This is a genomic window from Chryseobacterium sp. Leaf394 (assembly GCF_001424105.1).
In the GTDB taxonomy this organism is placed as follows: Bacteria; Bacteroidota; Bacteroidia; order Flavobacteriales; family Weeksellaceae; genus Chryseobacterium.
In genome coordinates, this window is record NZ_LMQH01000011.1 from 753,361 (window position 1) to 776,630 (window position 23,270).

Sequence of the window (23,270 nt, forward strand, 5' to 3'; positions counted from 1 at the left end):
TTAGGCAGTGTGTGTTTTACATTACTCATCAGTTTTTATTTTAAAAATTGGTTTAGAATTATAATCTCAGGATTTTAGTGAACGGTATCTTGCGGGTGCATAAGCAGTAGCAGACTTAAAATATTTCCCAAAATGAGAATTATCGCTGAAGCCCAATTCGTAAGATATTTCTGTAACGGAAAGTGTAGTGTGAAGCAACAGTCTCTCAGCCTCCAGAATGACTCTGTTTTTGATGAACCGGCCTGCCGGAATATCAAGATTTTCTTTAATCAGTACATTGAGATAATTAGCAGTGATATTCAGTTTTTCAGCATATTGTGAAGTCGTTTTTAATTCTTTGAAATGACGGTTAACCAAATTACTGAAATTCTCTACAATCTGTTTTTTGTGGTCAACAGACCGTTCAATTTTGTTTTTTTTGTCGGAACTGCGTATATATTTTAGAACAAATACTTTGAGCAGGAGACAGATAATTTCTTTCCTTAAAAATTTACTTTTTAAATACTCTGTCTGGAGCTCTTCAAATGTTCTGCCGAGATCTGCAAAATGTTCTTCAGACAAGACTATGTAAGGTGATACGTCGCTGAGGGCGTTATCACTTTTAATCACTTTGTTTCCGGTATAGACATAATTGTAAAACGACCGTGTAAACATCAAAACATATCCTTTATCACAGTGAATATTGTTAAAATGATACACCTGATTGTAATTGATAAAAAAGAACTTTTGAGCTTTTACATCAAATTCCTGACGATCGATAATGATTAAACCTTCAGCATTGTCGAAAAGTAAAAAGCAGTAAAATTTATTTTTAATATGCGAGTCTGAATGCAAATTCTCAACAAATTCTTCGAATTGCAGGATCATAAACTCATTTCGCAGGGCAGAATGGGTTTTGAGTTTGCTTAAAGTCAGTGACTCAATGTTGTGATTCAAAATTTTTAATGTTTATGTTTTAAAATGGATACATAAAAAATACCACAATTGTTATTGCGGTATTTCTTTATAAATTTTGATAAAATTTAGTTGCTGTTTTCCAGTATTTTAAATTGACGGGCATTGATTTTATGCTCAACAACCTTGTCAATGTATTCTGAATTCATCGCCCGCAGAACGGCCATATAATTCATACTGAAATCGATGGTGTCTCCCACGTGATAATCGCATTCGTTAGTCGCAAGATCCAGAATCATCATATCTGAACTTGCCCCAATAATTTCAATTCCTGAAGAAAGTGGCTCGATATGTCTGATATCAACATCAAGAATTCCAACATCAACAATAGCTCGAAAAGAAGTCTTGCCTTTTTTCCTGTCATCGTGCTGAGGGATTTCCCCTGTCAGGTTGGTTCCTGCCTTGCCGGCTGGAATCATAGGTTTTTCTACAATTTCAATGATTTCCGCAGTCAGTTTAAACACATCATGATACATTCCGCTGATCACCGAATCATTGTAAACATCTGTTCCGAAGAACAAAGTTTCGCCAACTCTGAAATGATTAATTCCTTCGGGAATTTTATCTTTAAAAATAAGCGGAATAGTTACTGATGAACCTGCCGATATAAAAGGAATTTTTGTCTGATGGATTTCTTCGGTAATTTCTTTAAAACGGTTGAGTTTGATCAGTTTTTTTTCATCCGGAAGTATTCCGTTGAGACAGTTGAGGTTGGTACCAATTCCCACAATTTCTATGTTTGGAATTTTTTTTGCCTCGCCATAGAACTGCGGAAGATTTTTAGCCATGATTCCTTCTCTTAATTCTCCCATTTCCACCATGATCACAATTTTGTGAATCTTTTTTAGTTTTGAAGCTTCTTCAGACAGCCCTTTGATGGTATCAAGCTCAGTATTAAAACTCACATCTGCGTATTTTACGATGCTTTCGGCTAATCTTTTTGCGGGTGGTTTTATATAAACCGTTTGTGTTTTGGATGAAATCTCTTTGATGTGACGCAAATTGGTCAAACGTGAATCGCAGACTTCCTTGCCACAGATTTTCAAAAGGCATTTCAGAAACTTTTCATTTCCGCAGAGCAGTTTTGCAACAACAGCCCATTCAATATGGTGTTCTTTGAAAAGCTGATTAAGATAATTATAGTTGTGATGTAATTTACTGGTATTTAAAGTGATATATGACATTTTATTTTTTTAACCGCATTTCAAGATATTTACTGGAGAATCCCAGCTTTCTGTATAAATGTATTGCCGGATTTTCCGGTTCACAGTGGAGTGCGATATCTCCCTGTGAAGATTCAATAGCCTGTTGCATCAATTTTTTTCCTATTCCCTGACCCCGCACATTTTTATCGGTAGCGATGTAAACGAGGATGTTTTCAGGGATGTAGCCGCCCATGCCTGTTTTATTAACGACGACGGCACCTGCCAGCTGATCTGTTTTTTCATCACGTGCTGTGATGATAAGTCCGCCGGGTTTGTTGTTAAGTCCTAGCGAATAGCTGACAGCGTCCGAAATATCTTTTTCCGGATCACCGTACTGATCAAGATGCTCAAAAAGAAACTGAACGATCTCCTCTTTTTCGTTGGCGTTGGTTCTGTTTTCATCTGAATATTTTTGTATTGTTATCATAAAATTCTGTTATCCCGGATGCGGCAGTGTAATATCAAGACCAATCTGATCCTGTGAAAAGTTTTTGCTCAGTTTTCTGTTTTTAAGAAACAGCAAAGGCACATCCGTGTAATTAATAATCTGTTTGAAAAAATTTTCCGAGAAAAATGACTTCCAGCTATCTTCATCTTTATAATTAAGAATGATAATATCTGCACTGTCATCCTCCGAAAATTTTGAAATCTGCGTTGCTTTGTTTCTTGTCAGTAGAAACTGAGAATCATAGTCCTGCGATTTTATGGCAATATTAGTTTTGGCGCGTTGATATGCCTCCTTAATTTTCACTACATCCTCATCGTTACTGATTCCCAAAAGACTTATTATGCCTTTGTTTCTTTTGGCAATGGCAATGGAAAGCTCAATTTTATCTGCTAAATCTTCCAGTACGCGAACCGGAACAAGGATTTTGTCGAATGAGTGTTTTTTACAGTTTTCCGGCACGAGTAAAACCGAGCAGTTGGCATCGGTTAAGATTTGATAGGATAAAGATCCCAAAACGAGCTGTACAAAATTCTGCTGTCCCGAACTCCCACAGATAACAAGATCTGCTTTTTCAGAGTAAATTACTCCGTTTATCCCATTCAATAAACGGTCATTTGTGATGATTGATTTTATTTTCAGAGTAGGAAATTGCGCTTTTAAAGAAAGTTCAAGTTCCTTTACCAACATCTGTATTTTTTGATAATTATCGCTGATGGTTTCAGTACCCACGACCTGTAATCCGGTGCGGTCAATGATCGCGTGACTGGTGATATTGTGGAATAAGATGATCTCTGCTTTATGTCGGGCAGCAATGTGTACAGCCATTTCTACTGCATTACGTGATTTCGCGGTGAAATCAACTGCCACTAATATTGTACTGATTAAGTTCTGCATTTTGGTGTGAATAATAATTCAAAAGTGAGGATGCAAAGTTAGAGTGTACCATTTTGAAATCATGTCAGAAATGAATGCGGTTATGGTATATTTTATCTTTTTATATTTTTATGGAAAAGTAGATCAATCAGTTTTTAAAAATGAAAAATTTATTTAAGAAAATATTCATAACTGACATTTCTAGAATATAAATATAAGTTCAAAAAATTATAGTATGGCACTTTTAATCTTAAACTGAATTACAGGAAACTGTAATAGGGAACAATTATTGCAGGTATCTAAATATGTTCCGGTAGCCTGCCGGTGTTTTTTAATCTTCTCCTTATTCCAACTTCCGGTTTTAGCATATCTGTTTGTTCGCGAAAAGTTGATCAAATACGATATCTTATGACTCAAAAAGTTAAATTCTCATCTACATCCAATTCCCGTTTTTATGCGACTGTCAGAGGCCGTGTAGATTTATTTTTCAGCCAGCAGAATTTAAGTCAGCATGCAAATGCATCAATGTGGCAAAAAACAGCGTTCTTTTTAACAGGTTTCGTCGGGATCTATATTGTGATAATTTCAGGATTGACACCGCTGTGGGCACTGCTTCCGCTTTCTGTGCTGTTAGGAATGTTCAGTGCATTTGTTGGTTTTAATGTCTGCCATGATGCGATTCACGGTTCGCTTTCCGGTAATAAAAAGGTGAATAAATTCTTTGGTTTTATCTTTAATCTTATCGGAGCCAATCCGTATGTATGGAGTATTACCCACAATGTGGTTCATCATACATACACTAATATTCCCGGTCATGACGAAGATATTATTGTGGCACCGGGCTTAATCAGGATTGCTGAAGAAGATAAGGTGAATTCCATCCAGCGGTATCAGCACTGGTACGCGTTTCCACTATACAGCCTTGCTTCTTTGTCTTGGGTGTTCCGTAAAGATTATCTCAAGTTTTTTCAAAAGAAAATTGGTGCCCATCAGAGCAAACATCCCAAACTGGAATATTTCAATTTATTTTTTTACAAGGCACTTTACTATTTCCTGTTTATCATTTTACCGCTTTTGGTTCTTGATGTAAGCTGGTGGCAGTTTCTGATAGGCTTTCTGCTTTTACATATTGCTGAAGGTCTTACGATGGGACTTGTGTTTCAGCTTGCTCACGTAGTTGAAGGTACAGATTTCCCGCTACCGAACGAAAAGGGACAAATGGAAGAAGCATGGGCAGAGCACCAAATGCGTACAACAGCAAATTTTGCCACAGACAATAAACTTGCGGCATTCTTTCTTGGCGGACTGAACAGACAGATTGAGCATCATTTATTTCCCAAAGTCTGCCACATACATTACGGAGATATTTCTGAGATCGTAAAGGAAACAGCCCTGGAGTTCAATTTACCTTACAATGAAAATAAGAGTTTTGGATCTGCACTGCGTTCCCATTTTGTAACACTGAAAAGATTTGGCAAGCAAGCCCACAGTAAAATATCAGTAGGTGTCTGATTTTATTTTAAAAAAAAGCTGAATTATCTTTACGTTGAATTTTGAGCAGTTTCAAAATTATTTTAGGCTGCCGCTGAAACTTTCTTTTTTAGAAACCAATTCAAATGGTGGCAGTTTTGCTTGTTCTGTAAAAACACCGAATTATAAATCAAAAGTTTGAAAAATAAATACATTAAAAAAAATAAATCCAGATTGGCAGAATTGGTTATTTCTGCTCAGATCATTGGTGAATCCTCTCTGGCTGAAGCTGCTGAAACCGATTCTGTAAATTTTTTTCCCAAAGAAACATTAGAGAAACTGAAATCTGCAAAACTTTTGACAGCAAGTGTTTCCAGGGAATTTGGCGGGCAGGATTTAGGTCTTAAACCCGGAACCAATTTGGCTTTACTTAACATCCTGAAAAATATCGGACGGGGAAATCTGGTGATGGGAAGAGTATTGGAAGGTCATATTAATGCACAGATTCTGATCAGTCAGTTTGGTAACGACAGGCAAAAAAAGACTTTCGCCAAAGACGCTTTTGATGGCAGACTTTTCGGCGTCTGGAATACTCAGGCTCAAGACGGCACCTCTTTATCTAAGGTCAAAAAAGATATGTATCATCTCACTGGGTCAAAAACTTTTGCAACCGGTACAGATTATGTTTCAAGACCCATCGTGACTGCTGCAAGAAAAGATGGATCGTGGCAGATGTGTGTTGTTCCGCTGGATGAACTCAGTACATCAAGTGATTCCAGCTGGTGGAACCCCATGGGCATGAAAGCGAGCAGAAGTTTTAAAATGACATTTTTTAAAACGCAAATTCCAAAAATAAATCTGTTGGGATCTGCTGGTGAATATTATCAGCAGCCCGGTTTCAGCGGTGGTGCAATACGGTTTGCGGCAGTTCAGCTTGGTGCGGCAGAGCAGCTTTTAGATGAAACAAGAAAATATCTTAAAAGTCTTAACAGAATGGATGATCCTTCTCAGAAAATGCGGTTGGGACAAATGGCTATTGCTGTGGAATCAGGAAATCAGTGGTTGAATGCAGCCGCTTTAAAACTTGACAGATATATGGAAAAGCCGGCTGTGAGTGAGGGAGAAAGCTTTATCATTTATGCCAATATGATGCGGAGTGCAGTTGAGCAGATCTGTACTGATGTGATGAATTTATGTCAGAAATGTGTTGGTGCACGGGGTCTCAACAAACCCTATCATTTTGAACGGATTATCCGTGATCTCAGCACCTATCTCCGTCAGCCCGCACCTGATGCGGCATTGGCTGATGTCGGCAGACATGTTTTGCAGTCAGATATCAGTGCAGGTGAAATCTGGAATTTAAATTTAAATAAATAGAAATGAATCAAATCAATTTTGAAAATATACCGTTGGCACCGGAACAGTGTGTAACAGGTTTCGGAACTACTCTGATTGTAGCACCGCATGCAGATGACGAAAGTCTGGGTTGTGGTGGAGTAATTTCACTGCTTCGTAAATTTGGACAGACGGTTTATATTCTCCTGCTCAGCGACGGTACGTTATCGCATCCGAACAGCAGGGAATATCCGGCTGAAGAACTGAGAGATTTACGTGAGAAAGAACTGCTTGATGCAGCCGAAATTTTAGGTGTCCCAGCTGAAAACATTATATTTTGCAGATATCCTGACAGAAATGTGCCCTCAATCAATCACGAAGGATTTGAAAATGCTGTTAAAAGTATTTCGAAAATGATGGCTATGATTCAACCGCAGAGTATTTTTGTTCCCTGGCGGAGAGACCCGCACCCTGATCATCGGGCGGCCTTTCAACTGATTGATGCTTCAGAAACGGCAAATGCAAAAATATATGAATACCCGATCTGGCTCAGGGAATTGGGTCAGAACGGAGATGAACCGACCACAGATGAGTCAATGCCATTTCGATTAAATATCAGCAGTGTGCTTGCCAAAAAAAATGAAGCGGTTTCACAACACCGATCTCAGATCAGCGGCATCATCAGCGATGATCCCGAAGGATTTCAGCTTTCTCAGGATATGCTTGACCAGTTTAATGTTCCTTATGAAACTTTTTTTATATCAAAATAATGAACGAGAAAAAATCTTTAGACTCAGAATACTTCAAAATGGTCTACGACGCCAACGAAGATCCATGGAATTTTGAAACCAGCGAATATGAGGCGAAAAAGTATGCAGCAACCATAGCAGCGCTTCCACAGAAACACTATGAAAAAGCCCTGGAAATAGGCTGCTCAATTGGCGTTCTTACGAAGATGCTCGCTGAAAAAAGCAGTGATCTTCTTGCAACAGATGTGTCGCAGAAGGCTTTGGATATTGCAGAAAAAAGGTGTGAAAATTTAGAAAATGTCAGATTTGAAAAAATGAGTTTCCCTCAGGAGCTTCCTGATGATATTTATGATCTGATTATGCTTTCGGAAGTTGCCTATTATTTGTCACCAGATGATTGGGAAGTGGCGATTGAAAGTCTGTATGACAGATTACAGCAGGGTGGAAATGTAGCTCTGGTTCATTGGTTGCCTGTAGTACATGACTACCCGCAAACCGGCGACGAAGTACATGAAACATTTGAAAAGCTGATGAGTAACAGAATGAAAAATGTATTTTCAGACAGGGCAGAAACTTATAGAATGGACGTCTGGGCTAAATCATAATCAGAGTATTCCTGAACCATTTTCTGTAAATCTTTAATTGCGTTGTCAATATGTACAGGTGGAAATCTTTTTCTGCCTGTAGCCTGTTTCAGCTGCATCACTTTTTTATGCCATTCACCAAAATAAGTGGTCTGAAGAAAAGATTTATAAATCTCCCCGTTGACAGTTAATTCAGGATTAATTTCTTTCATCGATCTTTTAAAATCTGATTCCGTCAAATTTTTCATTCTCCACAAAGTCATCAGATCTCTTTTTTCAGTAAGTCTGCTGATGATGGATGCGCCTGATTCCACAAAATAATCATCCACATGGTTTCCTAAGTTTTTCCAGACATTCAGCTGATAAGATAAGCCAATTTCCGTCCGGCCCACACATCTTGCAGAGGTATAAACTTTGACATCGTGACTGTGACGTACTCTTGCATCGACGCCTTTCAGTATTTCAAAAAACGCACAGTCTTCGAGATGATCGACTACAGGAACGCCACCTGATCTCGTATAACAATCTGTTGTGATGGCAAAGCTTCCGTTAAAATGCTGATGATGTCTCGGATTTGGATCATTATTACAGTTCATTATTTTTCCTTCCAGCTCGGCAATTAAAAGATGATATTTTTCGTCCCTGAAATGGTGAAGTAGTGTAAATTCATCCAATGCTGAGAGCTCGCTATCTGACAGTAAAATTCTGCCGCCAACTGCTTCAGCACCATTTTCAATTTCCTGATGTGTCTGTGCAATCCAGTCTGGCGCTACCATCGTATCACCATCGGTTGTCATAATCAGTCCACCGCCGTTTTTAGAGAGTCTCAGAAAAGCACATTCCATTAATTTTCTTCTTACATAACCAATATTGGCCTGTGCAGGAAGCAATTTAACTTCATCAAGATAAATTTTAAGATTCGGATGGTTTTTCTGAAACTGTTTAATATAATCCACAGAGTTGTCTGTACAGTTATTGGCCAGAACGAGGATTTCAAATTTTTCGGGATCAAGTGCTCTTCCTTTCAAATCTACCTGCTCAGCAAATGACGTGAGTGTTTTTAAAATATAGTTTTCCTCATCTTTCACCGGAATTACAATACATGATTTCACATCCGGAGAAATTTCAAGTCCTGAAAAAAAATCATGGTGATGTTCTGTGGGATTTTTCATATATTAATCTTGGTTATCAGGTGTTTTACTTTTCAGAAAAATGATTTACGGCGGAATTAATGTTTATTAATTTATAAATAGAAAAATAATTACGTAAGTTTCCCGAAAAGTTGGATTTGAGTTAGATATTTGCAATTCCAATACCAATCACCGTTATTAAACAGTTGTGAAGGAAGTTTTCTGATATTTAAATTGAATATTGGTCTTCTTCTGAATGAATTTATTTTCAAATCTAAAAAAATCATGATTAATATTAAAAGTAAACGTGAAAAAATGAATGCCGTATTTACCAAGCATCATCTCAGAGGATTGCCTTTTGATGCGGTTATTCATCACTTCAGCGAGAAAGATCAGAATGAGCATATTCACGATCATCCTTTCAGTTTTACATCCCATATTTTAAAAGGAAGTTACGTGGAAAGAATTTACGAAATATTTGAAGACGGTACCTACACCACTTCGGTACATCACCGTAAAGAAGGAACTTCACATTATGTTTCGGCATTCACCATCCATGAAATTATCGAATTGCCTGAAGGAGAATGTTTTACGCTGATCAGACCGTACGAAAGAGAAAAGGAGACTTATTTCTACCGTTTTGAGGAAGGAAAGATTTACGCAAGACGCTGGAACCAACGTAAATTCAGGGATTTTGAACCCGGTAAGTAGTTTGGTACTTAGACAGTGACAAATCTGATTTTTAATTCATATTAAATGTTGAAATAGATTTAGAACCTGTTTAAAAATGATTTTAAACAAATTTTCAAGTGATTTTTCTTTTACCCAACCCTAAAGGATGGAAAATGCCTTGAAAATTTCATCATAATTAACTCCCTTTAGGATTGGAAATTAATTTTGATGAAATTTAAACAGGCTCTTCAGCTTTAATGAGACTTGCTATTGTTAAGGAAAAAAAGTACAGCAAAAAGATTAAAAAGATCGGATGAATCAATTTGACTGATTAAATTAAATCCTCCGTTCGTTAAAAAATCAGTAAAAGAGGCGGCAAGATAGTTGTATTGAAGTAGTCTGAAAATTTGACGCATAAATTTAAAGTGGCTATAAATCACAAGGCGTAAAATTCGCAGATTGATCACTTCCGTTGTAATATTTCGGACGGTTTGAACAGCAATCCAAAAAACTTAAGTCTTACATGACGGTAAAATCTTTCAGGCTAAATGATATTCTATGATAAAAGTTGAATCAGTTTCCAAATATTTTGGCGGAAAGCCAGCCGTTGATCATATTTCCTTTCAGGCAAATGATAAGGAAATTCTGGTGCTTTTAGGAACCAGCGGATGCGGGAAAACGACAACCCTGAAAATGGTTAACCGCCTTATAGAAGCCGATTCCGGAAATATTTTGATTGACGGAAAAAATATCCGTGACCAAAAAGCAGAAGATCTGAGGATGGGAATTGGATTTGTGATGCAGAATTCTGGATTATTTCCTCATTATACCGTTAAAGAAAACATTGCAACCGTTCCAAATCTTTTGAAATGGGACAAAAAGAAAACCGAAAGCCGGACTCACGAACTTTTATCCAAATTAAATCTTTCACCCGATATTCTTTCCCGTTTTCCTCATGAACTAAGTGGCGGCCAGCAGCAGCGGGTAGGAATCGCCAGAGCATTAATAGCAGATTCTCCGATTTTACTGATGGATGAACCCTTCGGAGCTCTCGATAATATTACGAAAGCTGATATTCACTCTGAATTTAAATCTTTGGAAGAACTGAAAAATAAAACAATAATTCTTGTCACCCACGATGTACAGGAGGCTTTTGAACTCGGTCACAGGATCTGTCTGATGGATAAAGGTAAAATCATTCAAACCGGAACGCCCAAAGAAATGCTTTATCATCCAAAAAATGATTTCGTGAGAGACTTTTTCGCGGCAAACCGACTGTTGCTGGAGTATAAAGTCACGGTTTTAAAAGATTTATTTCCTGTGCTTTCGGATTTTAATACGGAATTTTCTGAAGATTCAAATGTCTGGAATATTTTGCAGAATCTAAGTTCCGACAGACAAAATACAGTTGCTTACGAGAGAATCACGAAGGCATTCAACGATTACCGAAAACTGCAGACCGTATGAAGCAGCAAAGTCTTTGGCAGTTTGTTTCCGAACAGCACGAAAAATTACTCACCCAAATCACACAGCATTTGGGACTTACATTTTTGTCGCTGCTTTTGGCAGTTATTGTCGGTTTGCCACTGGCAATTCTGATCGCCCGGAAAAGAAAATTATCGGGTTCGGTTCTAGGCGTTGCTGGAATTCTGCAGACCATTCCAAGTATTGCGCTGTTGGGATTTATGATTCCGGCATTTGGAATTGGTGCCACTCCGGCCATTGTTGCACTGTTGATTTACGCACTTTTACCAATTATCAGAAATACTTACACTGGAATTACGGGGGTGAATCCGGCAGTCATAGAAGCAGCAAAAGCAATGGGAATGAACCGGAAACAACTGCTTTTCAAAGTAGAATTGCCTCTGGCTATGCCCGTCATTATTGCCGGAATCAGAACTGCGGCCGTCATAAATGTCGGCGTTGCAACTTTAGCGTCATTTGTTGCAGCAGGCGGTTTGGGAGAATTTATTTTTGGAGGAATTTCCTTAAACAATACCAACATGATTCTCGCCGGCGCAATTCCGGCGGCACTTTTAGCTGTTTTGCTGGATAAAACAATTGCTGTTTTTCAAAAAATAAAATATCAGGATCTTCGAAAATTCTGGTATGTTTTTCCTCTGCTGTTGATGATTATTGGTGCCGGTTACTGGTTTGATACTAAAACTGATACTGTGCTGAAAGCTGGTTTTACACCTGAGTTTATGGGAAGACAGGATGGTGATCTCGGTTTGCGTTCCGTTTATAGTCTGAATGTAAGTCCAAAAGTTGTGAATGATGCGGTGATGTACAAAGCGGTTTATGAAGGTGAGCTCGATTTAATCAGCGGCTATTCAACTGATGGAAGAATTAAGGCTTTTGATTTGGTTGTTTTGGAAGATGAAAGGAAGATTTTTCCTCCTTATTTTGCTGCGCCTGTTATTAAAAAAGAGACTTTAAGCAAATTCCCTGATCTTGAAAAAACACTGGATTTACTTGCCGGAAAATTTAATGATTCAATTATGACAGATTTAAATTACCGCTCAGATCATCTCAACCAGACACCTGAAGAAATTGCAAAGGATTTTTTAATTAAAAACAATTTGTTCAAAGACCCACAAAACGGAAATAGGGGAACGGTAAGAATTGGCTCCAAGATTTTTGGCGAACAGTATATTCTCACAGAGATTTACAGAATGCTGATCGAAGGCTACACCAGCTACAAAGTGGAGACAAAAACAGGATTGGGCGGAACGAAAATCTGCTTTGATGCTCTGATGAACGACGCCATCGATTTTTATCCAGAATATACAGGAACCGGACTTTTGGTTTTACTGAAAACTGATGAAAAAACACTTTCTGCCGTTACCAAAAGTGCAGAAGATACATACGATTATGTCAATTCAGAATTTCAGAAACAGTATGGAATTCGATGGCTGAAACCGCTTGGATTTAATAATTCCTATGCCTTGATTATGCGGAAAAAACAGGCAGATGAACTGAAAATAAAAAGTATTTCTGACCTTAAAAATTATCTCGATTCAAAATAGATCATTTACACAGCTGGTTATCAGTAATCGATTCATAGAGATTATGAAAGTGATCTCTGTGTCTGTGTTTTCAGATTTTCGGTTAAATTTTAAAATTGAAAATCACCTATTCTTTAGTGGAAGATCTGCTGTTCTGTTTTAATGTCAGGACAAGTAATGACAGTGGGTTGCTGCCATTTTTTGTGTAGCAGTGACCTGCAGTAAATGTTACCGAGGCAGGAAAAAAGAATATAAGTGCCTTGAGACCAACGTAATTATACAGCAAAAAAGTTCCCAAAATCAATATCCAGCCTGCGAGAAAATAATAATTTGCTAATCTGATATTTTTGTATTTAGAATCATTTTTTCTTGTAGGAATAATTATAAAACTGAGATGTGCGAGTACAGCACCCGTCAGAATATCTATACAGTGATGCTGATACGTTGTAAGTGTAGAAATACCCATTAGAATCAGTGAGATCATAAAGAAAAATCTCCATTTGGAAACTTCTTTAAATACTGACCAAAAGACAAACGCAAAGGCGATATGTAAAGATGGAGATTGGTTGAATGGAGAGTCAAATTGTTTTAAAAAAGAAAATGGCAGGTTTAAAAAAGTATTGGAAACTTCAGGTTTTATAAATGAAAATCGGAGCGGAAACATGACAAAACATAATCCTGCAATTAAAATTACAAACAGCATCCTCAACGTTAAAATTTTCAGTTGGATTCCACTTCTGCAACAGAAAAATACAAGGCAGAAAAACAATCCACCAGCCATATAAGGAACGATCGTCCACGGAATAAACGGCATTGATCTTTCAAAATCGAAAATAAACGAGGGAACTTGGCCAATATTTGAAGCATACCAAGTGCAGATATTGTATATAATCATGAACACAATAGTACAGAAAGTTAAGGCATATGCCTGCTGTCGAATTTGTTTTTCCCTGTCAGTCATCAGTTTTCCATAAATCATTAAACGAAATTTGATATCAATAGAAACTGCTTAAATATTTATCATTTTCCAGCAGAAGACTGTTCATTTGTAAATAATAGGCATTTTTTAAATTCCTGAAAGCAGTTTCTCTAACGAATTTTTTTTAAGTTTTTATACTATTTAAACTTAAAAAACAATCGCTGGATTTATCAGAGTTTTCATTATTCAAATCTCTTACCAAGTTTCAGTAAATTACAGTTGACAATCATTTGAAACGTCAGATATAAAGTTTCACTCTGATGTTAAACCATATTCATGGATAATTTAATGAAAAGATTGCAGTCACCATTTTGCTACAGTAGAACTGCGAACCAATGAATAGGACTTTTCATAATATTTAAACAGGATTTTATGTATCTACAATATTAAATATCAATCCTCAGATGAAAACCTGGGGATTTTTTTTGTTTACATATGAAGCATTTTTTAACACAATATTCTGATTTATGCAAATTAAATAATTGTTAACTGTAGTAATAATGAGTGAATTATGAATATTTCTATTCATTGAGATTTGGGCAGGTAACTGCAGGACAGCTGAAATTAATGATAACAATACTTTTAGAAAAGCAAAATATGAGAAATATCATGTTATTTCAATTTAACCTTTTTTCAGTTTTAATTTTCAGGAAAACTAAATGTAAATAATTATAATCCACCAAACAGAGAATGAAGAAATCCATCGTAGCTTTAGGTATCTTATTCAGTACCACAGGTTTGATATTCGCACAGGAAAAAGACAGTATTGCAAATCCCGGCAACAAGACAAAAGATATTGAAGAAGTTGTTGTAATTGCTTACGGTTCACAAAAGAAAGGCGAAGTGACAGGTGCCGTAGGAAAGGTAAATGTTGAAAGTTTTAAAGACCGTCCTATTGCAAGAGTCGATCAGGCTTTAACGGGACAGATTGCCGGTGTTAAAACACGTTCCACCACAGGAAAACCAGGCGAACCTCTGGAAATCAGGGTTCGTGGTACCGCATCAATTTCGGCAAACAATTCACCTGTTTATGTAGTGGATGGAATGGTAGTAGACGATATTGCCAATATTTCTCCTGATGATGTGCAATCGATTGACGTGCTTAAAGATGCCGCTTCCACAGCAATGTACGGATCCCGTGGTTCCAATGGTGTTGTGATTGTGACCACAAAAAAAGGAATGTCTGGCAAGCCTTCTTTCAGCTATTCCCAATATTACGGAGTTCAGACTATTGAGAAAAAGCTGGATATCATGACGAGCACAGAGTGGATCGATTATGTGTCGGAAGCCATCAACAAAAGATGGGTTTCGCTTGCTCCGGGACATTCAGCGTCGGACAGTTATGCTGTGAGAGCAAGTTATTTTAATCTCGCAAACACTACCAATTATAATCTTGCCAATATTACAGCAATGGTAGATCCGCGATGGGGAACTGATCAGGTGGCATATATTGACTGGCAGGATGCGTTTTACCGTCCGGCAGCGATCCAAAATTACCAGCTGGCAGTGAGAGGTGGAAACAAAAATGTAAAATATGCTATTTCAGGAGCTTATTTTGATCAGGAAGGTTTGGCACTGAATACCGGATTCAACAGATTTAATTTAAGCGCAGTAGTAGACGTTAATATTTCTGATAAATGGAAAATGGGAATCTCGTTAAGACCAAGCTACTCCAAAAGTTATGGTGCTGCCGTTGACGGTAAAGACAACGAGGCCCACAAAATGCTTTCCATGGTTCCTGTAGCAGAATTATCGGCAGGACTTTACACCAATTTCTGGAAAAATGAAAGATACAGATGGGCAGGTTCTACAGTAAGCCCGATTGGGGTCTTAGAAAATACAACAAACAATACCAACGAATTCCGTTTGCTGTCTTCATTGTATATGTCTTACGACATTGCACCGGGTTTAAACTTTAAAATTTCCGGAGGAGCAACTAACAATTTTAATATTAATAACGGTTACACACCAACATTTAATTTAGTGACCAACATTCCCGGGCAGGTGAGTATTGCAAGCAGGAGAACTGTGAATTACAACAGGTATCTGGGTGAAGCATTGTTGGATTACAAGAAAAAATTCGGAGATCACAGTATTGCCGCCATTGCCGGGTACAGTGCAGAAAATTACAGAACAACATCTCAGTACAACAGAAACAGAGGTTTTGCCAATGACGACTTAAAAACATTCAACTTTACGCAGTCTGCATCGGTTCTTAATTCAGAATATACAGCTTCAGAATGGATGTTGATTTCTATGTTTGGCCGTGTAAATTACGATTACAAAAAGAAATATATGTTGTCTGCGAGTATCCGTAGAGATGGTTCTTCAAGATTTGGCTGGAACAACCTCTGGGGAACATTTGCCGCATTCGGTGGAGCATGGAAGATTGATGAAGAAAACTTCCTGAAAGACCAAAACTGGCTGAGCAATTTAAAATTAAGATACAGCTGGGGTGAAAACGGAAATAACTCAATTGGTGAATACCGTGCGTTCGGAACACTTTCAGGCGGAAACTACTCATTTGGAGGGGCTTTGTCAAATGGTTTAATTCCAAACACAATTCCTAATCCCAATTTGACCTGGGAGAAAACGCAGTCTTCAGATTTCGGTTTTGAATTCGGACTGTTCAACAGAATCAATTTCACAGCAGATTATTATATTAAAAAAACCAACGATCTTCTACTGCAGCAACCTATTCCTTCTTTAACAGGATATACAACCATGTGGAAAAATGTAGGCTCGGTTGAAAACAGAGGTCTTGAACTTGATTTAAGTACAAAAAATTTAACTGGTGCCTTCACGTGGAATACTTCAGGAAATATTGCATTCAATAACAACAAAGTTTTACAGCTTGGAAGTTCAAATGCACCTATTTATACTGGTTTCAGTAATTTAACAAATATCATTCAGGTAGGGCAGGAATTAAATTCTTTCTATCTGTATGATGCTATCGGCGTTCTTTCGTCAGCAGATATTGCCAATGCAGCTGTTGCAAAAACCAGTGGAGCAATTGCAGGAGATGTGAAATACAAGGATTTCAATGGTGATGGTAAAATTGATGAGAATGACCGTCATATCATCGGAAGTCCGGTTCCGGATTATTACTGGGGACTTACAAATACTTTTTCTTACAAGAATTTCGATCTTTCGGTATTCTTTCAGGGTCAGAAAGGTGGATACAGCTACGCACTTTTAGGCCGTGCAATCGACAGACCTGGAATGGGAACCACTACCAACGTTATGGGGAACTGGGCAAACCGCTGGCGTTCTGATGCTGAGCCTGGTGACGGGAAAACACCAAGACTTGACGGTACCACAGGAAGTCTACTGGATACAAGATGGTTATACGACGCCACTTATATTCAGTTGAAAAACATTACTTTAGGCTATAATTTTGATCAGGATCTGGTAAGCAAACTGAAAATTTCCAATCTGAGACTTTATGTAAGTCTGGAAAATGTGTGGAGAAAAGATAATTATTACGGTGGATACAATCCTGAATCTGTACAGTCAGACGGTACCGATTACGGTGCATATCCTAATGCCAAGGTTTATATGATGGGCTTAAACTTCAATTTCTAAAAAAAAATTAAAATGAAAACAAACAGAAAATATACATCACTTTTAAAATTTAATACAAAAACCATAGGTAAAGCATTGATTTTTGGAGCGCTAACACTGGGAACAGTAAGCTGTGAAGATGATTTGATGCTTGAGCCCGAAAACAACATTACACAGACTTCTTTCTATACCACAGAGCTGCAGATTCAGCAGGCACTTTCAGGTGTTTATTCTGCGATGATCAACGCGTCTTCGAGAGGTGGTTATGATGTGAATTTTTATCTTTTGGCATCGGAAGTCCGTTCAAATAATTTTACAGCACTTTCACAAAACGGAAACAGAGATTACTACGCAATCAACCGTTTTCAGGACACTTCATCTACGGAAGAAATGGAAGTTCTCTGGGAAGATGCTTATCAGCAGATCAATTATGCCAATAATATTTTAGCAAGAATTGATGAGGTTCCCTTTGCCAGCAATACTGTGAAGGAACAGTACAGATCTGAAACCAAATTTCTGAGAGCTTACGCTTATTTTGAACTGATGCGTTGTTTCGGGAAAGTTCCGTTGGTTCAGAAACCTGTAAGTCCTGAGGAAGCAGTTACTATTCCGAGAACAGACTTAGCAACACTTTATAATTTCGTCACATCAGAAATCGAAGCTTCAGTTGCCGGATTGAAAGCCATACATGATAACGCCAACAAAGGCCGTATCACAAAATCTGCTGCTCATGCGATGTTGGGAAGAATTTACCTTACAGGATCAGGTTTTCCTTTAAACAATAGCTCTTATGTAGCCAAAGCGAAAGCACATCTTTCTACAGTGATTCTCGGAGAAGGGCAGTTTGTGACTTTTGCACCTAACTACGCAGATCTTTTTAAAAGCGTGAATGATAATAAATACCATATTTTTGAAATTCAGCATATCGGCGGAGGTCTGTCGCAGGGTTCTTATCTTCCAAGTTACGTTTCCCCGAACTTTGGTTCGGCAGATCCGTTTTTCAATGCTCAGGGCAGTCTGTACACTTCTAATGAACTGGGTGTTTCTCAGTCATTAATCAGCAGTTATGAGCCGGGAGATTTGCGTTTTCCGTTAACCATAAAAACCAGTTTTATCGCAACCAACGGTCAGACTGAAAATTCCAATTTCTTCGTAAAATTCCGTGAAAAAGGGATTGCTTTAAGTAACCGTTACGACTGGCCAATCAATTTCCCGATTATCAGATACGCAGATGTACTTTTAATGTATGCGGAAATTTTAAATTCTGAGGGAAATACAGGTCAGGCGGTTGGTCATTTAAACAGAATCCGTCAGAGAGCAGGTCTGGCGCCACTTTCTTCCTCAATTTCAGCTGCTGATTTTACCACAGCGCTTCGTAAGGAAAGAAGAGTTGAGTTTGCCGGAGAAGGTATCTACTGGCACGATTTGGTTCGTTGGAACACAGGGGTTGCGGTGATCAATCAGGCAGCAGCACAGTTGAATTACAATTTTACAATTACGACCAACGATTATCTGTATCAGGTTCCTTTATCTCAGATTCAGGTAGCAGGATACGATCAGAATCCTTAAAATATTTTTTCATACTTAAATTGATGATCCCTTCGTTTTTTAACGGGGGGATTTTTTTTAAATAAATCAGTTTAAATTAATTAGCTTTGAGACAGTAACCAAAACAATAATTAAAATGAAAAATCTAAAAAATCTTTTCTCTGTACTTTTTCTGGTAACAGGCTTTTTATGCTTTTCCCAAAGCGATGAAAAGGAAATTCAGACTCAGGTTTCGAAAATGGTTTCCGACTGGAATACCCATGAATTCAAAAATATGGACTCATACATGACCGAAGATGTAGAATGGGTGAACATCGTGGGAATGCACTGGAAAGGACGAAATGAAGTGAAAGCTGCGCATCAGGGAAACTTCAGTGCTTTCTTTAAAGGAGTTCCGTTTACGCAGAAAAATTTACAAATCCGTTTTATTACAAAAGATGTAGCTGTGGCTATTTTAGTCAGTAGTGTTAGAGAATTTTTTCCACCGGATGGCATAGATCATGGAAATAACAGAATGCCGGCAAGTGACGATATCCTCACTTTGGTTCTTGTGAAAAAGAAAGGAAAATGGTTGATTTCTTCCGGACAAAATACAGTGGTAGATGCCCGTGCTGCCAATAATAATCCTGCTAAATAGTTTAACTTCAATCGTAGTTTATTTGTAATTTGTCATCCTTCCAATGATTTTTAATTTCCTCAAGGTAATTTAATTTTTGAGGAATGAATTGTTTATCAATTTTATCAAATTCAGATATCAGATCTTCAATCGGTTTGCTATCAAAATTTTCGTAATATTTAATTTGATCTTCAGAATAAAAGTCTGTTAATTTTTGATTTTTAATATTATTTTTCATCTCTAGATACCATTTGTAATTTTTTAATTGAGAAATGAAAAGCCCTCTGATATTACTCAGTGCCATATCTTGTTTCGAGACCACATGACCAATCATTATTTTATATTCTAGAGGAAATTTAGAATAATATCTGTACAGTTGAATTATTCTGCTGTCATTTCTAGAAATTAATTCTAAAATTGAATTTACTCTGACAAATGTATTTCCGTTTAAAGCGAGGTAAAATAGTTCGTCGTTAGTTGCTTTTTCAGAGACTTCATTAAACATGTCATAAAGTTTTGAATATCCTTCCCGATCATAATTTTCAAGAAGAATAATTTTGAAATATTGATGATCTATCGGTTCAATGATATCTTTTAATTCATTACGCAGCTGAGCAGAAAAAAATAATATCTGAAATATAAACAAAATTGTAAATCTAATTTCCATAGATGAAGTATAATAGAGTTCTAAATATACATTTTTTTTAAAGAAACGATCATAATGGAGGTGTGAGTTTGAATCATAATTTTTAAATTGTAGAATCAAAACCAATCAAAAAAGAGTAAAATGAAAAAAACAGGTGCTACAACTTTAGGAATTTTAACCCTTCTTACTTTTTCATGTCAGGAAAAGAGCGTTCAGAACAAAGAAAATCAATTAGCCGAAAAACAGGAAATGCTGTTTCCAAAAGGCGAGAAAGTTCCCAATGATAAATTCACAGGAACTGTTTATCAGGCGATTCTAAGCGATGAAGGAACCCGTGTGAGCAATGTTACTTTTGAACCGAACGGACGCACCAACTGGCACAATCATCCCGGCGGACAGACACTTTTGGTGACCGATGGAACAGGATATCACCAGGAAGAAGGAAAACCTTTGCAGAAGATTAAAAAAGGAGACGTCATAAAAATCGGACAAAACGTGAAACACTGGCACGGCGGAACCGAATCTGAGTCAATGACGCACGTCGCTGTAAGCATCGATCACGAAAAAAATCCATCGCAGTGGTTTGAAGCCGTTGGCGAGGAAGAATTTAAAAATGAAATTTCGAAAAAATAAAGATTTGAAAGTGGTGTAAAACAAAAAAAGATAAGGATCACCGGAAAGATTCTTTTCAAGGACAGCGGGCTTCTCAGAGGCCTGCCAAGATAACTGGAAGTCACCATCCTTTAGTTAAATCTTTTAATGATCCATATCTGTTTAAAAGTTTTCATTAATTCTGACTTAATGAAAAGCACCGTTATTTTTTTTGCTCAGACTTTTCTGTGTGAAAAGCTGGCTGACAGATCAGTTTTCTATTTAAATGTTTTTGTGTTTTATAGTTTAGGAAAAGAAGATCTTTCAGGTAATTTTATTTTGAAAAATTACATTTTAAAATAAACGGCTTGGCATTTTTCATGTCAAAAAAGACATGAGATAGAATACCAAAAATAAAATAAAATCACTCATTTCATCATTTACATGGTTATCAGTTTTACTGATCTCAAAAACTTTTTAAACAATTTTTGAGAATATAATTCGTTTCTATTATTTGTGTAATTGTTCTCCTGCTAATCTTGATGAATTGTAAAGAATCAGTAAGGCTGAATTAATTTTATGCTAAATTAGAAAGAGTACTGCACCGGTGCAATCGAATGCAGGTCAGAATATAAAATTGTAACGGATGAATTTTTAAATTTTTTACCAAAAATTTTATTAGATAATTAATAATCAATGAATTATGCAAGTCTTGATTTTGTCACTTTTTCGCTTCCATCATTTGATTTTAGGTTTAAAATCAGTATTTTTGTAACACACTTTTTCAAAATAAGAATGCCAAAGAAAGTTTTAGGTCTTATATTTTTTCTCATCTATACTGTTTTTCATTCGCAGGCCTATTATGACGAATTGAGAAATAAATACTGGGAATTTGAGGAAAATGATCAGAGGGCTTTTACCTATGTTAATCTCTACATCAAATCTGCAAAAAAAGATAAAAATTACAGTGAACTTTTTCAGGCCTACAATGATGCCATAAGATATTCTCCTGATAAAAAACTTCAGTACGCAGACAGCGGTGTTACTGCTGCAAAACTTTCACAAAAATCTGATATTATTGGCAACGCCTATCTGGCAAAAGGAAGCGTCTATTATTTCACTCACCGGAAATTTAAACCTGCCTTACATGAATATTTGAAGGCTTACAAATACCTCGAAAATTCTGATGACTCTTTTTTAAAGCACCGCAATTTATATTATATTGGTGTGGTAAAAAGTTATCTGGGCTACTACAAAGAGGCAGCAGATATTTTTAAGGAAAGTATTACCTTTTTTAAGGCCAATACTACACCAGACAACCATCCTAACCTTATTTTCAATAACCGGAAAGGATATTTGAATGCTCTGCATCAACTTATTGTTTGTGAACAGGCGACTGGAGATTACAAAAATGCAGTAATTCATACCGCTCAGGGTTTAAAAGAAACTCCCACAACAAATGATTTTGAGCAGGAGCGGAGTTATTTTTACAAAACAAAAGGCATCAACGAAATTTATCTGAAAAATTATTCTGAAGCCATCAGCGATTTCAATAGATCTCTTATCGGTTTAAAAAAAGTAAATGATTTTTCCTGGATTTCAGCAATTTACTATTATTCTGGATTAAGTTACAGGAATAAAGGTGATTTGCAAGAAGCTGTAAATCAGTACAAAGCTGTAGATTCGATATTTAAAAAGCATCATTTTATTTTTCCGCAAACAAGAAAAAATTATGAAGAGCTGATTGATTATTACAAAAAGGAAAATAATCCCCAGCAGGAATTGTACTATACAAAACAGCTTCTGAAGGTAGACAGCGTTTTGACGAATGATTTTAAATACCTTGCCAACCGCATTCACAGAGAGTATGATACCAAATCTCTGCTTCAGGCACAGGCAAATCTGGAGAATAAAAACAGTTTCAGCGAAAAGCTGGTCATTATACTGTCGGTTGCCTTACTGATTTTAGGTGGACTGGTTTTTTACTGGTTTAAAAGAAAAAAGGATCTTCAGAAAAAGTACAATCAGATTCTTACTGAGCTTGATTCTGTGAAGCCTGAGGTGGTACAGATTGAAGAAAAAAACATAGAAAAAACTTCAAAACTTGATCCGGCTGTAATCAAAACTTTGAAGGACAAATTCCGGGAATTTGAAAAGAGCAAAAGATTTCTCGAAAAAGGAGTTACGGCAGGAAAACTGGCTGCGGAATTTGAGACCAATGCCACCTACTTTTCTCAGTTTGTGAGTGAATTTAAAGACAGTAATTTCAATACCTATCTTAATAATCTCAGGATAAAATATGCCGTAGACCAAATTTATAACCATAAAGAATGGCGCAAATATTCAGTTGAAGATATTGCTTTGGCCTGTGGATTCAGCAACAGACAGAGTTTTTCCAATTTCTTTTATGAACAGAACGGAATGCGACCCGCCGAGTTTCTTAAGAAAAGAAATGATGAAATTCAGGCTGAAAAAAACGGTCTTCAAACCTAAGTTTTGCCTCGCATTTTATGTTTTTTTAATTTTAATCTTCATAAAGAATGAAAGTTTTAATTAAAAAGTTGGTGAAATTTTTGGAAAAAAGTCCCTTATAAGTCAGCTTACTGTTTTTAAAATCATCTCGCTGTAACAAATGCTTTCAACTCTGCCATTTTGCCGTTTTCGAATCTCCAGAGATCACAGTAATCGTAATCTTTCCACGCACTTTCATTTTCCCAAAGGCTGATTTTTCCCATTACTGCGACGTAATTTCCTTCAGCAATGATCAGTCGGGTATCAAAATGGGGCGGTTTTTTATACGCATCAGCGATATATTTTCGGACTTCGTCTTTACCGGATAAAGTCTGGTCTCCCACGAAAGTCCACATTGTATTTTCTGTGAGATAAGATAAAATTCTT

General features: G+C 36.9%; 20 protein-coding genes. 12 read left to right on the forward strand and 8 right to left on the reverse strand.

Annotated features, from left to right (window positions below):
- Positions 1-66: 66 nt before the first annotated feature.
- From ASG21_RS07895 to ASG21_RS07910, 4 genes are all read right to left on the reverse strand, one after another.
- Complete coding sequence (locus ASG21_RS07895) at positions 67-936, reverse strand: helix-turn-helix domain-containing protein (RefSeq protein WP_128414249.1); 870 nt, start codon at positions 934-936, stop codon at positions 67-69.
- Between the two features lie 86 nt (positions 937-1,022).
- Entirely contained in the window at positions 1,023-2,138 is a 1,116-nt protein-coding gene (locus ASG21_RS07900; protein ID WP_056077971.1) for an alanine/ornithine racemase family PLP-dependent enzyme, read from the reverse strand.
- Position 2,139: 1 nt separating this feature from the next.
- Positions 2,140-2,586 (reverse strand): GNAT family N-acetyltransferase, encoded by a 447-nt coding sequence (locus ASG21_RS07905; RefSeq protein WP_056077973.1) that lies wholly within the window; start codon positions 2,584-2,586, stop codon positions 2,140-2,142.
- 9 nt (positions 2,587-2,595) lie between these two features.
- Positions 2,596-3,501 (reverse strand): universal stress protein, encoded by a 906-nt coding sequence (locus ASG21_RS07910; protein WP_056077976.1) that lies wholly within the window; start codon positions 3,499-3,501, stop codon positions 2,596-2,598.
- 387 nt (positions 3,502-3,888) lie between these two features.
- Between ASG21_RS07910 and ASG21_RS07915 the strand changes: the two genes are divergently transcribed.
- From ASG21_RS07915 to ASG21_RS07930, 4 genes are all read left to right on the forward strand, one after another.
- Positions 3,889-4,992 (forward strand): acyl-CoA desaturase, encoded by a 1,104-nt coding sequence (locus tag ASG21_RS07915; RefSeq protein WP_056077980.1) that lies wholly within the window; start codon positions 3,889-3,891, stop codon positions 4,990-4,992.
- Between the two features lie 156 nt (positions 4,993-5,148).
- Complete coding sequence (locus tag ASG21_RS07920; protein ID WP_056077982.1) at positions 5,149-6,327, forward strand: acyl-CoA dehydrogenase family protein; 1,179 nt, start codon at positions 5,149-5,151, stop codon at positions 6,325-6,327.
- A gap of 2 nt (positions 6,328-6,329) precedes the next feature.
- Complete coding sequence (locus ASG21_RS07925; protein ID WP_056077984.1) at positions 6,330-7,055, forward strand: PIG-L family deacetylase; 726 nt, start codon at positions 6,330-6,332, stop codon at positions 7,053-7,055.
- Positions 7,055-7,639, forward strand: coding sequence for a class I SAM-dependent methyltransferase (locus tag ASG21_RS07930; RefSeq protein WP_056077987.1), 585 nt, complete (start codon positions 7,055-7,057; stop codon positions 7,637-7,639). The genes ASG21_RS07925 and ASG21_RS07930 overlap by 1 nt, the downstream gene beginning before the upstream one ends.
- Here the strand turns inward: ASG21_RS07930 and ASG21_RS07935 are convergent.
- Positions 7,609-8,790 carry a glycosyltransferase family A protein gene (locus ASG21_RS07935; protein ID WP_056077990.1) on the reverse strand — a complete coding sequence of 394 codons (1,182 nt, stop codon included), beginning with the start codon at positions 8,788-8,790 and terminating at the stop codon, positions 7,609-7,611. The genes ASG21_RS07930 and ASG21_RS07935 overlap by 31 nt on opposite strands.
- Before the next feature lie 243 nt (positions 8,791-9,033).
- Between ASG21_RS07935 and ASG21_RS07940 the strand changes: the two genes are divergently transcribed.
- The 3 genes from ASG21_RS07940 (at position 9,034) to ASG21_RS07950 (ending at position 12,449) form a co-directional block, all read left to right on the forward strand.
- The gene (locus ASG21_RS07940) at positions 9,034-9,459 is read left to right on the forward strand and encodes a hypothetical protein (RefSeq protein WP_206743169.1); all 426 of its coding nucleotides are present in this window, start codon (positions 9,034-9,036) and stop codon (positions 9,457-9,459) included.
- A gap of 519 nt (positions 9,460-9,978) precedes the next feature.
- Complete coding sequence (locus tag ASG21_RS07945) at positions 9,979-10,887, forward strand: ABC transporter ATP-binding protein (RefSeq protein WP_056077995.1); 909 nt, start codon at positions 9,979-9,981, stop codon at positions 10,885-10,887.
- Positions 10,884-12,449, forward strand: a complete 1,566-nt coding sequence (locus tag ASG21_RS07950) for an ABC transporter permease/substrate-binding protein (protein ID WP_056077998.1) — start codon at positions 10,884-10,886, stop codon at positions 12,447-12,449. The genes ASG21_RS07945 and ASG21_RS07950 overlap by 4 nt, the downstream gene beginning before the upstream one ends.
- A 106-nt stretch (positions 12,450-12,555) precedes the next feature.
- Here the strand turns inward: ASG21_RS07950 and ASG21_RS07955 are convergent, their stop codons facing one another.
- Complete coding sequence (locus tag ASG21_RS07955) at positions 12,556-13,407, reverse strand: phosphatase PAP2 family protein (protein ID WP_056078002.1); 852 nt, start codon at positions 13,405-13,407, stop codon at positions 12,556-12,558.
- Positions 13,408-14,097: 690 nt separating this feature from the next.
- Between ASG21_RS07955 and ASG21_RS07960 the strand changes: the two genes are divergently transcribed.
- The 3 genes from ASG21_RS07960 (at position 14,098) to ASG21_RS07970 (ending at position 19,156) form a co-directional block, all read left to right on the forward strand.
- Complete coding sequence (locus ASG21_RS07960; protein WP_056078005.1) at positions 14,098-16,992, forward strand: TonB-dependent receptor; 2,895 nt, start codon at positions 14,098-14,100, stop codon at positions 16,990-16,992.
- Between the two features lie 12 nt (positions 16,993-17,004).
- Positions 17,005-18,540, forward strand: a complete 1,536-nt coding sequence (locus tag ASG21_RS07965; protein WP_056078007.1) for a RagB/SusD family nutrient uptake outer membrane protein — start codon at positions 17,005-17,007, stop codon at positions 18,538-18,540.
- A 115-nt stretch (positions 18,541-18,655) separates the two neighbouring features.
- A complete protein-coding gene (locus ASG21_RS07970; RefSeq protein ID WP_056078009.1) occupies positions 18,656-19,156 on the forward strand; it encodes an SgcJ/EcaC family oxidoreductase in 501 nt (166 codons plus the stop codon).
- Positions 19,157-19,163: 7 nt separating this feature from the next.
- Here ASG21_RS07970 and ASG21_RS07975 read toward each other — a convergent pair whose 3' ends face one another.
- Positions 19,164-19,802 carry a hypothetical protein gene (locus tag ASG21_RS07975; protein ID WP_056078012.1) on the reverse strand — a complete coding sequence of 213 codons (639 nt, stop codon included), beginning with the start codon at positions 19,800-19,802 and terminating at the stop codon, positions 19,164-19,166.
- 120 nt (positions 19,803-19,922) lie between these two features.
- Between ASG21_RS07975 and ASG21_RS07980 the strand changes: the two genes are divergently transcribed.
- Both ASG21_RS07980 and ASG21_RS07985 read left to right on the forward strand, forming a co-directional pair.
- A complete protein-coding gene (locus tag ASG21_RS07980) occupies positions 19,923-20,414 on the forward strand; it encodes a cupin domain-containing protein (RefSeq protein WP_241773475.1) in 492 nt (163 codons plus the stop codon).
- A gap of 753 nt (positions 20,415-21,167) precedes the next feature.
- Positions 21,168-22,865: a helix-turn-helix domain-containing protein gene (locus ASG21_RS07985; RefSeq protein ID WP_157844522.1), complete on the forward strand. Its 1,698-nt coding sequence runs from the start codon at positions 21,168-21,170 to the stop codon at positions 22,863-22,865.
- A gap of 122 nt (positions 22,866-22,987) precedes the next feature.
- Here ASG21_RS07985 and ASG21_RS07990 read toward each other — a convergent pair whose 3' ends face one another.
- Positions 22,988-23,239 (reverse strand): nuclear transport factor 2 family protein, encoded by a 252-nt coding sequence (locus tag ASG21_RS07990; RefSeq protein WP_199767873.1) that lies wholly within the window; start codon positions 23,237-23,239, stop codon positions 22,988-22,990.
- Positions 23,240-23,270: the final 31 nt, after the last annotated feature.